General features: G+C 70.0%; 10 protein-coding genes. 4 read left to right on the top strand and 6 right to left on the bottom strand.

Annotated features, from left to right (window positions below):
• Window positions 1–6: 6 nt before the first annotated feature.
• Window positions 7–414: a peptide-methionine (R)-S-oxide reductase MsrB gene (msrB, locus tag OHS81_RS07740; protein ID WP_328383712.1), complete on the top strand. Its 408-nt coding sequence runs from the start codon at window positions 7–9 to the stop codon at window positions 412–414.
• 264 nt (window positions 415–678) lie between these two features.
• Here msrB and OHS81_RS07735 read toward each other — a convergent pair whose 3' ends face one another.
• Together OHS81_RS07735 and OHS81_RS07730 are read right to left on the bottom strand one after the other, a co-directional pair.
• Window positions 679–1,581, bottom strand: a complete 903-nt coding sequence (locus OHS81_RS07735) for a hypothetical protein (RefSeq protein WP_328383710.1) — start codon at window positions 1,579–1,581, stop codon at window positions 679–681.
• A complete protein-coding gene (locus OHS81_RS07730) occupies window positions 1,578–5,819 on the bottom strand; it encodes a hypothetical protein (RefSeq protein WP_328383708.1) in 4,242 nt (1,413 codons plus the stop codon). The genes OHS81_RS07735 and OHS81_RS07730 overlap by 4 nt, the downstream gene beginning before the upstream one ends.
• 459 nt (window positions 5,820–6,278) lie before the next feature.
• Here OHS81_RS07730 and OHS81_RS07725 point away from each other — a divergent pair, with 459 nt between their 5' ends.
• The 3 genes from OHS81_RS07725 to OHS81_RS07715 all read left to right on the top strand — a co-directional run bounded on the left by OHS81_RS07725 (window position 6,279) and on the right by OHS81_RS07715 (window position 8,396).
• On the top strand, window positions 6,279–6,593 hold the full coding sequence (locus OHS81_RS07725; RefSeq protein WP_328383706.1) for a hypothetical protein: 315 nt from the start codon (window positions 6,279–6,281) through the stop codon (window positions 6,591–6,593).
• Window positions 6,594–6,596: 3 nt separating this feature from the next.
• Window positions 6,597–7,775 carry an RHS repeat protein gene (locus OHS81_RS07720; RefSeq protein ID WP_328383704.1) on the top strand — a complete coding sequence of 393 codons (1,179 nt, stop codon included), beginning with the start codon at window positions 6,597–6,599 and terminating at the stop codon, window positions 7,773–7,775.
• 156 nt (window positions 7,776–7,931) lie between these two features.
• Entirely contained in the window at window positions 7,932–8,396 is a 465-nt protein-coding gene (locus OHS81_RS07715) for a hypothetical protein (protein WP_328383702.1), read from the top strand.
• Between the two features lie 110 nt (window positions 8,397–8,506).
• On the opposite strand, the gene OHS81_RS07710 is transcribed toward OHS81_RS07715, so the two are convergent.
• The 4 genes from OHS81_RS07710 to OHS81_RS07695 form a co-directional block, all read right to left on the bottom strand.
• Complete coding sequence (locus tag OHS81_RS07710; RefSeq protein WP_328383701.1) at window positions 8,507–9,790, bottom strand: NPCBM/NEW2 domain-containing protein; 1,284 nt, start codon at window positions 9,788–9,790, stop codon at window positions 8,507–8,509.
• A 129-nt stretch (window positions 9,791–9,919) separates the two neighbouring features.
• Window positions 9,920–10,579: a 4'-phosphopantetheinyl transferase family protein gene (locus OHS81_RS07705; RefSeq protein ID WP_328383699.1), complete on the bottom strand. Its 660-nt coding sequence runs from the start codon at window positions 10,577–10,579 to the stop codon at window positions 9,920–9,922.
• Window positions 10,576–11,526 carry a metallophosphoesterase family protein gene (locus OHS81_RS07700; RefSeq protein WP_328383697.1) on the bottom strand — a complete coding sequence of 317 codons (951 nt, stop codon included), beginning with the start codon at window positions 11,524–11,526 and terminating at the stop codon, window positions 10,576–10,578. The genes OHS81_RS07705 and OHS81_RS07700 overlap by 4 nt, the downstream gene beginning before the upstream one ends.
• Before the next feature lie 62 nt (window positions 11,527–11,588).
• Entirely contained in the window at window positions 11,589–13,292 is a 1,704-nt protein-coding gene (locus OHS81_RS07695; RefSeq protein ID WP_328383695.1) for a PucR family transcriptional regulator, read from the bottom strand.
• Window positions 13,293–13,520 lie beyond the last annotated feature (228 nt).

Raw genomic sequence — 13,520 nt, 5'->3', positions numbered from 1 at the left:
CCCCAGATGCCGTACGAGATCGACAAGCCCGACGAGCAGTGGCGCGCCGAGCTGACCCCCGCGGAGTACCAGGTGCTCCGCCAGGCCGGCACCGAGCCCGCCTTCGTCGGTGAGTACACCGACACCAAGACCGAGGGCGTCTACTCCTGCCGCGCCTGCGGCGCCGAGCTCTTCCGCTCCGACACCAAATTCGAGAGCCACTGCGGCTGGCCGTCCTTCTACGACCCCAAGGACACAGGCGCCGTCGAACTCATCGAGGACCGCACCCACGGCATGGTCCGCACGGAAGTCCGCTGCGCCCGCTGCGGCTCCCACCTGGGCCACGTCTTCGAGGGCGAGGGCTACCCGACCCCCACCGACCAGCGGTACTGCATCAACTCGATCTCGTTGCGGCTGGTGGCGGACGAGGAGTGACCGGAAGCCGCTTTTCGTAGCGCCTGTGAGTAGAAGTGATGCCCCGTGCGGTGGTTCCACGCGGGGCACCGATACGGAGCCCGTGGGCCGGTTTACCGAACGCAGTCGTTACCGTCGGCGGAGGGGTTCGCCTCATGCGCAGACAAGGAACGGGCATGCTCGGTATTCGCGGTGAACCCCCAATGAGGTTCGCTGGCTTCGGAAGGATCACGGCGGCGCGGTCCGGAGGCGTGCCCGGCAGGGGCGTGGTCGCCCACCCTCGGTTCAGTTGGCGTCGGATCCGCGTACATCGGTGTCTTTGATGAGGTACGGCGCCAACGTCGCGGCCACGACAGAGGACCGTAGATAGGGGGCCACTCGATGGAAGTCGAAGGGGGCGATGCTGTCCGTGAGATCGAGATCGACCGCCGGGAAGCGCCGCTTGAGGGGGCGAGGGACGGCGACGATGTCCCCGTGATCGGACAGGTTGACCCACCGGTGCACCCCTGCAGGCCGTTCGCCGGTGCCGGCAAGCGGAGCTGGTGACAGGCGGTCGAAGACTCCGTGGCGGAGTGCGAGGGGGGAGCCGAGTGTCAGGAGCAGGTCGACTTCGAGTTCCGGGTGGGCGTGGAGGGCCTCGTAGGCCACGACGCTTCCGAGGGAGTGGGCTATGACCACGCGAGCGCCCGTCGAGGAGATGACGCCTGCGACCTCCTCTCGCGCCGCAGCGCGGGCAGCGTCGTCCGGCCCGCCAAGATAGCGCGCGACGTCGCGGAAGAACGTGGCGATGAACGCGCGGGTCAGGCGGCCGTCGAGGCTCAGACGCTCGGAGATCGCGGAGACGAGTTGCCGGAGCGGAACGGCCAGGCGTCCCTGAGCCGTTGCTGGTGGCGGAAGTCTCAGGCCCAGGGACTCGTCGAGCGATTCCGCCCAGTGAGTGATGTCCTCGGCCAGGTGGGGATGCTCGCGCTCCAGCCGGTCGAGGTCCTCGGAACCTTGTGCGACGGGCCTGCCGTGGTGGAGATGGTGGGCGTAGTAGGCGTACGTGACAGGGACGTGCTTGTCGGCCGTGCCCAGCCCGGCGGCGAGGTCCTTGGCCCAGACGGCCGAGCGGGCGGCGACGATATCGGCCGGTGAGAGTGCGGACCGGAAGTGGCCCACGCCGTGTACGGCCACGAAGGCGGTCATCGGATGCTTGTTCCTTGGTTGGGAGTCGGAATCGGGCGTACCTGGAGCTGGTCGTGCGGTGCCATGTGGATGATGTCCGGGCCTACCCCGATGTACAGGGCGCCGTCGGGGGCGACGGCGATGGCGCACACGGTGTCCGGGAACCAGAAGACGTCGGCCTGTCTGCCGCTTCTCAGGTCCCACAGCCGCAGGGACCGGTCGAGTCCGCCGGTATAGAGGTGCGGGTGTCCGTCGAGCAGGACCGGGACCGTAGCGAAGACGGCACGAGTGTGACCGGCCAGTGTGAACGTCCGGGTGGCGTCCAGTGCCGTCACGCGAACCTCGCCCCGGTCGTCACCGCTGACGACGTATGGCTGCCCGTCGAGGTCGACGGCGGCAACGGAGTGGACGGCGGCAGGGTGCTCGGTGACGAGCTGCGGCACGGGCGGGCCCAGCAGGCGTGCGGACCGGACGCGGCCGGAGCGGTATCCGGCCAGGACATGGGCGGCGGAGGCTGCCAGGCATGTCGCGGCTACGGGAACTGGGACTGTCCTTCCCAGTTCTTCGATGGTCCTGGCCTCGGACGGCGAGAGCAGGACACGCTCTGGTTCTCCTCTCCACGCCGGGTCCGTCACGTCGACGTCGGGCCAGTGGGACATCCGGTCCAGGTGGTCGGCGGTGGCTATCGCGACCTCACCCCTGTTGGAGGCATAGACGACGTGCTGGGCCCCACCGATGGTGATGGTGACGATCGCAGCGGCACCTGGGCCTTCACCCAGGTCGCGTCGCTCCAGGTGTTTCTCAGTCTTGTTCGTGCCCCACAGGGCGACCCCATTGTGTGCGCACGAGGCGACAATCCGTGGATGTTTGCCGGCTTCCAGGATTGCGATGCCGGTGGCTCGGTCCGGCAGCGGGAAGTCTGCGTGGTGCAGCAGGGTGACCCGCCGCTCGACCGCACCGTCCGCGGTCCATAGAGCCATGGTTCCGTCCTCGCTGCATGAGACCAGTCGGGCGTCGGGAAGCACCGTCAGATCATTGATGGCGTGGGTGTGCCCGGGGTGGCGTTGAGGCACCTCGCCCCCGGCCGCGTCCGAGACGCGGACGGTGCCGCCGTTGCTCGCAGTGAGAATTCGAGTCCGGTGCGGTTCGGACACGATCGCGACACGGGTGATCGCGGTGGTGTGGCTGACGACCTGCCGTGCGCTGCCATTGCCGTCCAGCGGATTCAGCCGTGCGACACCGTCCTCCCCCGCAGTTAGGAGGTACATGGCTCCGTCCAGCAACACGGCGGCGAGATCGGAGACGGCGTCGGCATGAGGACGATCCTCGTTGAGGAGCTCGAGGAACTCGTCGCCCACCCACACGATTCCGTCCCGATCGCCCGCGACCGGCTCGGGACCGTGTCCCAGATCGAGATAGCGGTAGCACGACAGCCGCTCCCAGTTGGTGTGCGGCAGCTCGACCTCCTCGCCATGGACGGTCAGGACCTTGATCCAGTTGTCGTAGCAGGCCACGACGCAGTCGCCCCTGCCCTCGACGGAGACGCGGGACAGGTGCCACACATGGCCGTTGATGGCGGACAGGTGTGTGGTGGCGAGCGGAGTTCCGGTGGAGAGTTCCCAGTAGCGGATCACCCGGTCCTCACCCGCGCTGGCCACTGAGGGGACCCCCTCGTAGCGCACGCCCACCATGGACCAGATCGGACCCGTATGGGCCGGGGCGGTCCACAGGAGATGTCCTGTGGCCAGGTCCCATCCCCGCAGCTCGCCGCTGTCGCAGCCAGTCACAGCGACACGGCCGCCGCCGACTTTCCCGGCCACCACGCCTCCGACCGGAGCACCGTGGTCCCCGAGTTCGAGCGTCGTCGTCGCGGAGTCGAGGTCCCACAGCCGAGCCGTTCCGTCCTGACCAGCTGTCAAGGCGTGGGGGCGGCCGTACATCTCGAGGGTTGTCAGGTCCCAGATCCTGCCGCGGTGCCCGGCCAGTGTCGTCAGGAGGTTGGTGTGCAGTGACCGGCCGGCGGTCCAGACGATGTGGCGGCCGGTGTCCTGCGTGAGGTCTGCCGCGAGCTGCCATTTCTGGTGCCGAGCCGCGTCGACAGCCAGGACGTCGCGCCGCTGCCCGGGCGGACCGTCGTGGTGGGCTCCGTACGACGTCAGATAGACCGTTCCGTGAGGGCCGTGTTCACCGTGGTAGAGCTCCTGGGCCAGTGGGGCCGGGTCCGCGTGAACCAGGTATTCGCTGTCCTCGAGGAGTTCGTCGAGCCGGCCGGCGAGCGCGCAGTGGCGCGCCGCGTGCCGCAGCAGATAAGGCTCGGCGGTCGCCCACCGGCGGCGGCCGGAGCCGCTCGTTCGCACCGTCGCGAGCAGGCGTTCCCAGACAGTGGTCGCGTCCAGGACAGGATGCTCGCGGAGCCGGTCGGCCAGCCCTTGGTGGAAGAGCCGGTAGAGCGGAGCGCCTTCACGATCGACGTTGCGGCGTATGTAGAAACGCGCGGCCCGAAGCAGATCAGCGGTGGGTGCCCGGTCCTTTCCGGCCGGAGCCGGATCGGGGTTCGCGACCTGGGCGAGAAGGTCCTCTGGCATCCCCGCGCCCTCCGCCCAGGCCAGCGCGGCCAGTAGGTCGTGCAGGCCCGGTCGGGGGTCAAGACGGAGATGGAGGTCGAGGACCGCGTCGAGCGTACGGGGCACGTCACTGCCCAGGTGCTCGGCCTGCTCGGTCGTCGCCGGCGGTGGCATCTGTTCCTGCAGGAGCCTCAGATAGAGCCCGGCGACAAGGAACTCGCCCCACTCGCGTGACCCGCTCAACAAGGTGTCGGCCAGCGCGCCGCCCAGGCTCTCGGCTGCCGCGAGTGAGCACCACGGCGATACGCCGGGGAGCAGCGGCCGCAGTACCCGCAGAACGAACTGGGTCAGGTCCTTGCGGAGTCGCAGGGGCGACACCTCGTCCAGGTCGATCAGCCCATCGCACGCACGGGCCGCCTCAATGAGCGGCCGTGGTGCCGCTTCAGGTCGCGTCGCGACGAGCATCCTGCACAGCGGCCCCCCGTCCGCCCGCCGAATGGATGCCAATGGCAGCAGCACGGCGCTGACCAGATCGGCCGGGTGCTCGGCTTCGTCCACCGCGTCCATGACGAGACAGGGGGGTACGGGCTTGGCCCGCAGTGCCGTGACCAGTTGGTCCGTTGTCCACGTCGTTGCGTCGCCGGGAGATCCGAGCTCCCACTGGGTGGCGAGCGAGGTGAGGATCTCCGGGACACCGCGCCGTCGCGCGTGCACGATCGCGAGGTCGTCGGTGGTCTCGTGAATGTCGCCGCCCGATGGCCGCCACAACTGCTCGGTGGTCTCATGCAGCGCCGGATGCGCAGCGCACACGAAGGTGCCGATCAGAGCGGATTTGCCGACCCCTGGTACGCCGGTGACCACGCGCAAAGAGGGCCCGCGGCCGTCCAACCAGCCTGCCAGTTCCCGGAGTTCGTCGCTCCGTCCGGTGAAGGACGGAGCGCCGAGGTCGCCGAAGGCGCTGTCGGCACCATGCGCCCGGATCACGAAATGGCGGGCGTCGGCCACTTCGTCGAGGAGGGTGAACACAGCAGAATCCACGCCGGTGAGCCTGCGCGCGCCGGCCGGTTCGTATCGAGGGTTGGCGAAGAACCTCAGATGCGACAGGTCGGCACCGAGCGCGGCCAGTGGCTGCTCGACGGATTGCGGATTCAGGGATGTACTCCGCGACTCCACGTGGACAGCCACCTCGCGGCAGAACCGGGCGATCGGGATGTACGGCACCGATGTGTCGAGCTTCAGGGTCCCGGAGGCGAAGCCGCGAAGCACCTCGTCGACGGCGGTGCTCAGGCGGCCGTCATAGGCGTCCTGCTCCGAGTGGCAGGCGGCGAGCACCCAGACACGGCGACGCTCCGGCCGGACCAGCGACCGCAGGTGCTCGGTCACCACGGCGCCGGAATGGCACAGATCGAGGATCAGCAGAACGGCCGGATCGCCGCTGTCGTCCGTGTCCTGGTTCTCTGCCATGTTGACCCAACGGGCCAGTTCCTCGGTGAGGCGGCCGTCCCCGCCCACCGCCTGGATGCCGTGACCGTTGCGGGTCGGTTCTCCGTGTGCGAGGAGATGAATAACGGTGAAGTCGGCCTCGCTGCTGACGGCCTGGGTCAGGGCGTCGCCCAGCGCGGCGGCGGTAGACGCGGCGTCGTGACCGGGTTCCAGGAGGACATAGGCGTACTCCTTCTCCAGTGTCTTACTCACCCGTTGCGCGTACGGTGCCGCGTAGGTGAGTTGCTGCCACTGTGGGGGTGAGTCGTCGGCGGGGTCCGCTGCAGGTCCTTCGATGCCCACCACCAACGCCTGACGCCGCATGACGCATCCCCCGTCCCTGTGAACTCCCCTGGTTTTTCGATGCATTGTGCCAGTCGGCGGCCGGTGCCGAGCCGGGCTCCAGCAACGGCGGATCATGCCGGCGAGCGGGGCGGAGCACGAGTCAGTCCCGCTCAACGGCTTGCCGCCGAGCCACCCGAGGGGTTGGCCTCCGGGGAGTCCACTTCGGGTTGGTCCGGTCGTCGCATGCGGAGCGGGCAGGTATGGACGTCTCGGCGTACCTGGTGCACGCGGCGACGCGGCAGACGGCGGAGAGCGACGCCACAGAGGAGCAGTTCGCGGGCGTGGACACGCTGATCGCGCGGGTGGAAGAAGGGGCCGGTTGCGATTGTGGAGCCGACGGCCCAGGCGGGGGAGCTGACCGAGCAGGAGTGCCGAGAGGTCGATGAGGCGCTGGTGCGTGGTGAGGATCGGCGGGGAAGCCGGACGTCGGGGCCACGCCGCGTGAGTGGGCCGGTGCCGGTGCCGGTGTACGACTCCGGCATGCTGATCGCTCCTGCCGACCGAAAGGCCAAAGCGGCCGCTCTGCACGAAGGGCTGCGCACCTCCGCGCACCGTACGCTGGTGCTCGGGCCTGTTCTGACGCAGGTCTGGCGTGCCGACCCGGCCCTGGTGCACGCTGTGGCCGGGGCATCGAAAGTGTGAACGGTGCCGCAGACCCGGTCGGCCGAGCCGGCGATACAGGAGGCGAAGGCGGGTCGGCCGGAGTGTTCCTACCTCTTCACCGACCACCAGGGCACGGCACTGACCGCCGTCGCCGCCACCGACCAGGCCATCACCCGCCGCGATCAGCTCCCCTTCGGAGCCCCCCGCACTGCTCAACCCACGACCTGGCCCGGCACGCGCGGATTCGTCGACGGTACCCAAGAAGGCACAGGACTCACCCACATAGGCGCTCGCGAGTACGATCCGGCCCTGGGAACCTTCCTCTCCGTCGACCCGCTCCTCGACCCAGACGACCCCCAGCAGTCCAACGCCTACGCCTACGCCAACAACACTCCCGTCACCGCCTCCGACCCCGACGGCCAACAGTTCCAGGACCGGGAGACCGGCCTCGGCTACGGCAACAGCACCGCCCACAGGAACTGGTACCGCGACCAGGGATACACCGACCGCTACGGTCACCCCACCAGGAAGTACACGCGCTTCATCAGCGCCTATAACAAGACCTGGCGCAGCTATTACAGCTCCAGCTGGTACAGGGACTACGTGAGCACGGGAAAGGATGCAGGGTATGGGAATCCCAAGCCCAAGCCGAAGCCGGCGCCGCCCAAACCGAAACCTTGGTGGGAAAAGGCGTGGAATTCCGCATCGAGCTGGGTCGGCGACCACTGGGACGACATCAAGACAGTTGGGACAGTCGCAGGGTTTGTCGCATGCCTCGCAGCTACGGCAGGAGTGTGCCTCGCGGCGGGAGTAGGCATCGCCACGGTGAAGTACCTGGGTGACGGAGTAATCACCGGCAATTGGGACGTCAGACCGTACGCGAAAGACTTGGCCTGGTCTTTTGTTGGGGGAGGGACTGCGGCAGCATTCGGCAGGGCTTTCGGTGGTGCGAGGAGCTGGAAGGAGGCATATTTCCGCATCAGTGCGTTCGCTCGATCCTCCAGGATGTACAAGACGAAGGTTCCTGGAATCAAGGGGGTAGGTGGGGGAAGGAAATCCTGGACTGGGGATGAAACTATTCGTGGTTCAATAAGCTGGCGAGCCACCTATGGAAACATGAGCATCAACGGCGCTTTTAACGTGGGGTTCTGCGGGGCTGGCGACGCCAGTGCGGGGAATCTCCCGGGCGCGGCCTGGTCGCAGATACCGAAGACGTGCTGATCCGGCAGGGTGGCCCGGGTGCGTGACCGGGCCACCCTGCCAGGGTGCGCGGACAGGAAAGAGAGACAGGATATGAAGCGGCAACGGAAAGCAGGGAAGCTACGAAGGAAGTCGCAGCGCATCCTGCAATGGTCCTCCTCTGCAATCCTTCTTTTTATGGCGGCCCTCGTTGTTGGGAAAATGGGCTTTCGTGGGCCAAACAAGGCCGAAGTTGGCCTAACAGCCTCCTTTGCAACCATATTCTTGGTGCAGAGGATTTGCCGAACCCGCGTGCTCATCGTTGGAGATGAGGTATGTGTCGTCAATGCCGTGTTTGAATACACTGTGGCGCGTGGTGCCGTTGCTCAGGTTCTCGTCGACATGGGAGGGAGCTTGAAGCTGAAAACGGTAAGTGGTGAGGAGGTTTACGTAGGTGCCTACAGTGGCTCACTCATAGATCATTTTGTAGGCAGCTCGGACAGGGCGGCCGACGTTATCCGTCAGCACGTGAAAGTGAAAACGAAGGCCCCGCGAGGCTCTGTGGTCCGGAGAGGGCTTGCAATTTCCTGGCTGTCGGATATTTGGTTGGTCGCCGCAGTGATCTGTGCGGTGTGGACGGCCATAGGTAATGTGGTTCACTGAGTGATAGCCGCGGCCGATTGGTGAGGCGCGCACGGTTCAGGATTCGGTCCACCGCCGCTCTGTGCGGCGGCCTCCTGACACCACCGTGCATGAGTACGTAGCCGACCGGCTCACCTGCAGGTGATCTGGGGGCCGCCCCAGTCGGCGTGGTCGGAGTCGTTGCCGTTGCCGCCGTCGGTGACCACCAGCCGTAGCTGGCTGCCGCCGGTGAGGTCTGCGGTGAGGTGTTTCGCGGGCTGGTCGACCGTCATCAGGCCGCTGTCGGCCACCTTGGTGGCGTCCCGGTAGATCTGGAAGACCACGGAGCCGTTCGCGCCCACCTCGTCGTCGAGTCCGACATCCACGGTGAGGGCGGAGCAGCTGCCACCGAGGTCGTAGGTGACCTCGTCGTAGGCGTGCGCGCCCAGTCCCTGGGAGTAGGCGGCTCCCTGGATGGTGAGGGGGTGCCCGTCGATGCTGCTGTCCTGCCGGAACGGCGCGAAGCTGTACTTCTGGGAGCTCCACGGCCGGCTGCCCAGTGGCGTGGTGTGGCCGGCCGGCGGTTTGTCCGCGGGACCGGGACCGGGGCGGGGCGAGTGCGACGGCTTCGCCGGCGACGAGGGCCGGGAGCTGGGGTGCTTCGGCTTCTTGCTGTGCGTGGGGGACGGGGAGCCCGAAGGCGAACGGGAAGCGGTCGCGGAGCTCCTGGCAGACGGCGGCTGCTCCGTGGCGGGGGCCGAAGAGTGGTCCGCCCGGTCGCGGTGCCCGGCCGCGGCATCGTCGCGCTCCGTGCCGAGCAGTGGGCCGACGGATATGGCGACGCCGGCCAGGACGGCCACGGCGACTGCGAGCATGGTGATCCGCGCCGGTGAGAGGCGCGCCCGCCGGGGCTTGTCCGGCGCTTCGGGCAGGACCGTCTCCGAGAAGCCCATCCCGGCCGTGGGCGCGCCGCCGGCGCCGGACGGCCGGCCGCCGTCAGCGGGGCCGGGGCCTTCCGCCGCCTGGGCGGCCAGCCAGGACGCGAAGTCATCGCGCAGCTCGGTGTTCCGGGCAGTGCGGTGCCAGGCGTCGGCGGTATGGCGTACCGCCGCGAGCAGGGCGGTCCGCCAGGGCGGATCGGCACCCTCGTCCGGGCCGGGGGAGTGCAGGACGTGGTTGATGGCCTCCTTCGCCAGATCCGCCGCGGCCTGGGACGAGCGGCAGCAGTCACGGGCGTAGGCCAGCACGGCCGCGTAGTGCCGCTGGTGGAACTCGTTGAGGGCTACCTGGCCCGTCCGGGCCGTGCCGTCCGGAGCCGGTGTGCCGAACGGAGTGTCCGTCGCCCGGCCGCCGGACCGGGATGCCGCACGGATGCGCCGGACCAGCTCGGTATCGGAGGGTGCTGTCCCACCGGTGGTGTCGCAGTGCTCTTGCATGAGTGGGCTAATAACCCTTCAACGTCCTGACGGGCCATGAAAAATACCGCAAGCAGGGCGAGTATCCGGCGGCCGGTGCGTCGTTCGGCACCGGACGCCGCGCGCGACTCGCACCCCGCGGCCGCCCCGTCACACCGTGTCCACGATCGCCGTCACCACCAGCCCGGACCCGACGAGCCACCGGCCGGTGAATTCGGTGAGTTCCCTGCCGTCGAGCACCGGGCCCGGGACGAGGAGGCGGGCGGTGAAGGTGGCGTCCGACGGGTCGAGGGTGAGGAGGGCGTCCTCGAAGCCGAGCCAGCGGTGGGTGAGGGGGTACCACGCCTTGTAGACGGACTCCTTCGCGCTGAACACCAGGCGGTCCCAGCAGACTTCGGGCTGTGCGCCGGCCAGCCGGCGCAGCTGGGCCCGTTCCTCGGGCAGGGTGATCAGGTCGATCACGCCGGGATCGTCCACGGGCAGATGGGGCTCGGCGTCCAGGCCGACGGTCCGTACGTCCGCGGAGCGGGCCACGGCGGCGGCGCGGTAGCCGGCGCAATGCGTCATGGCACCCACGATGCCCGCCGGCCACAGCGGCTCCCGTTTGGGGCCGGGGAGCAGGGGGGCGGGGGCGATGCCCAGTTCGGACAGGGCGCTGCGGGCGCAGCGGCGTACGGTGCCGAACTCCTTCTGCCGCTTGGGCACGGCGCGGGACACCAGCGCCCACTCCTCGGGAAACATCTCGGAGACCGGGGCGTCGTCGAAGGCCTCGGCGGTCACGACCGGGGCCGGCAGCAGTTTGTCGATCACGCGGGGGTCCCGGTGGTTTTGGCGGCGACGGGGGCGGGCGCGGGCAGGATCCGGACCGGCCGCCCCGGTGCGCGGGAGCGGCGCTGCCACTCCCGTGGATAGCCGAGCGACACCTCCTGATGGGGCACGCCGTCGCAGACCAGCAGCCGCGGGATGTGGAGGTGGCCGTAGACCACCGTGGCGGCACGGAACCGGCGCGGCCAGTCGGCGGTCGCCTCGGTGCCGCACCACAGTGCGAAGTCCGGGTACCACAGCGGGTCGGTGGGCTCGCGCACCACCGGCCAGTGGTTGACGAGCACCGTGGGGATCTCGGGTGGCAGGGCGGCGAGCCTGGCCTCGGTGGCGGCCACCCGTGCCTCGCACCACGCCTCCCGCGTCGGATACGGGTCGGGGTGCAGGAAGTGTTCGTCGGTGCAGACCACCCCGGCCTTCTCCGCCCGGGCGAGCGCCGCTTCCTTGGACGCGATGCCGGGCTGCCGGAAGGTGTAGTCGTAGAGGAGGAAGAGCGGTGCGATGACGGCCGGGCCGCCGGCGCCCTCCCAGACCGGATAGGGGTCCTCGGGGGTGAGGACGCCCAACTCGCGGCAGATCTCCACCAGGTGCTCATAGCGCGCCACGCCGCGCAGCTGCACCGGGTCGTGCTCCGGCGTCCACAGCTCGTGATTGCCGGGCACCCAGATCACCTTGGCGAACCGGCTGCTGAGCAGGGTGAGTGCCCAGCGGATGTCGGAGACGTATTCGCCGACGTCGCCGGCGACCAGCAGCCAGTCGTCGTCGGACTCCGGTCTTAATCCCTCGACGATGTCGCGGTTCTCCTGGTAGCGGACGTGCAGATCGCTGACGGCCACCAGGGAGCCGCGGTGGGCGCCCTCTTGGGGGGAGCCGGGAGCGGATGTGGGGGCGGGGCCGGCGGCGCCGGGCGGGAGGGTGCGGATCTCATAGGTCACCCCCGAAGTAAAGACGGTGCGGGGGAGAGAGTGAAGGGCGGCCCGGGAGATGGGGCTCCGCGTCACCGGCCTGGCGGTGGGGGAGCGGGCCGGTCGGCGGACCCGCCGGCCGGGGCGCCGCCGCGGCGGATGCGGGTGGCCAGCCAGAGGTCGAAGCGGTCGTCGGGATCGTCGAGGCGGCGGCCGGTGAGGTCCATGGCCTTGTCGAGGCGGTTGCGCACGGTGTGCCGGTGGACGCCGAGCCGCCGGCTGGTGGCGTCCCATGCGCCGCCGGTCTCCAGCCAGGCCGCCAGGGTGGCGATCAGCTCCTCGCCGTGGTCGGCGAGGTCGAGCGGGCCGAGCACGGTGTCGGCGTAGCCGTGCAGCGTACTGCGGTCGCCCAGGTCGAGCAGCAGCCGGCTGGCCTGGCTCTGCCGGGCCTGGGCGGGCTCGCCGGCCGCCCGGCTCACGGCGAGCAGCCCGGCCGCCTGACGCAGTGACACCCTTGCTGCTTCGGGGGTGGTGGCCGGCCCGATTCCGGCCGGGCAGCGCGGGGCGAAGCGGGCGAGCACTTCGCGGATGTCCAGCTCCTCGCCCACCACCGCCTCGATGACCGTGCCCGGCGCCCCGTCCACGACCCTGACCAGGCCGCCGGGCACCGCCAGTGCCAGATCGGCGGCCATCTCCTGCGCGGCGCCGTCCGTGGGCGCGGTTCCGTCCGCGGACCCGGTCCCGGCCGTGTGCCCGGTCCCGGTTGCCGGCCCGGCTCCGGCTGCCGCACCGCTTCCCGTTCCGGCTGCCGTTCCGGCTGCCGCGGCGCGCGCGGCCGTACGGCCCGCCGGGGTGTCCTCCGCCGCCACCACCACGCCCCGCACCCGCTCGGCCGTCAGCCCCACCGAGCGCAGCATGTCCCGGGCCCGGTCGGCGGACGGATCCTCGTCGGCCAGCAGCTCCGACAGCAGTGCCGACCGGCGGCGGCGCTCCGGCTCATCGCTCAGATGGCGGCGCTCCAGCTCCAGGGAGAGCAGCGAGACCAGGCCCGGTACGACCGAACGGGCGGCGTCGTCCGGCCGGCCGGTGAGCAGCAGCAGTCCGCGCAGCCGCCGTGCGCCCAGCGGCTGCACCTCCAGCTGCTGCCCGGCGGCCGTACTGGACGCGCTGCCGCGCAGTCCGCGCGCGGCGACCCGGTCCAGCAGCTCGTGTGCCTGCGCCGGCAGCGGCCGCGACGCGTGCTCGCTGGTGGCGAGCAGCCGCCCGAGCGGGTCGAGCACCGCCGCGCCCACGCCGGTGGCGGCCGCCCACTCCGCCAGCATCGGCCGCAGCCCGTCGCCGGTCGCCGCGGCGGTCAGCCGGCGCTGGGTCGCGAACGCCCGCTGCAGCAGTGCGCGCTGTTCGTCGGCCCGCGCGTCGAAGACCGCCTTGGTGACGGCGATGAACGGCACCTCGTCGGGCACCGTCAGCAGCGGCAGACCGGCCTCCTCGGCCGCCCGCACCAGCGGCTCCGGCGCCTCCTGGTACGGCAGTCCCTGCCCCAGCCCGAGCGCCAGGCACGCCGCCCCGCCCTCGGCCGCGTCCCGGACGTACGCCCGGCAGGCGGCCGGCTCCATCGGCAGCAACAGGCCGATGGTCATGAGGAGTTCGCCGCCCTGCAGCCACTTCCCCGGCGTCGGCAGGTCCGAGACCGTCGCCGCCTCGATGGTGCGGGCCAGCTGCTGCGGCGGCACGTCGTAGGTGACCGACAGGCGGAGATCGGGCCGGGCCAGCAGATCGGAGAGATGCAGGGGCATGGACACAGTGTCCATCACCTGCCGGGGGAATGGACGATCGGGCGAGGGCGGGCGATCGCGCGGGCAGGGACGCTCGCGCGAGGAGGGGCGGTCGCGCGAGCGGAACGGCGGGTGACGGCGGCCGTGGCGGACGGGTTCCGGGAGCCGCCGACGGGCTCTGCGGATGAGTGCGTGCGCCGTCGCCCGTTATGGTCGAGAGGTGGGGGAGTGGGGCTCCTCCCCACCTCC

It is taken from the genome of Streptomyces sp. NBC_00400, assembly GCF_036048035.1.
In the GTDB taxonomy this organism is placed as follows: domain Bacteria; phylum Actinomycetota; class Actinomycetes; order Streptomycetales; family Streptomycetaceae; genus Streptomyces.
This window is presented reverse-complemented; position numbering and strand designations above follow the sequence as displayed.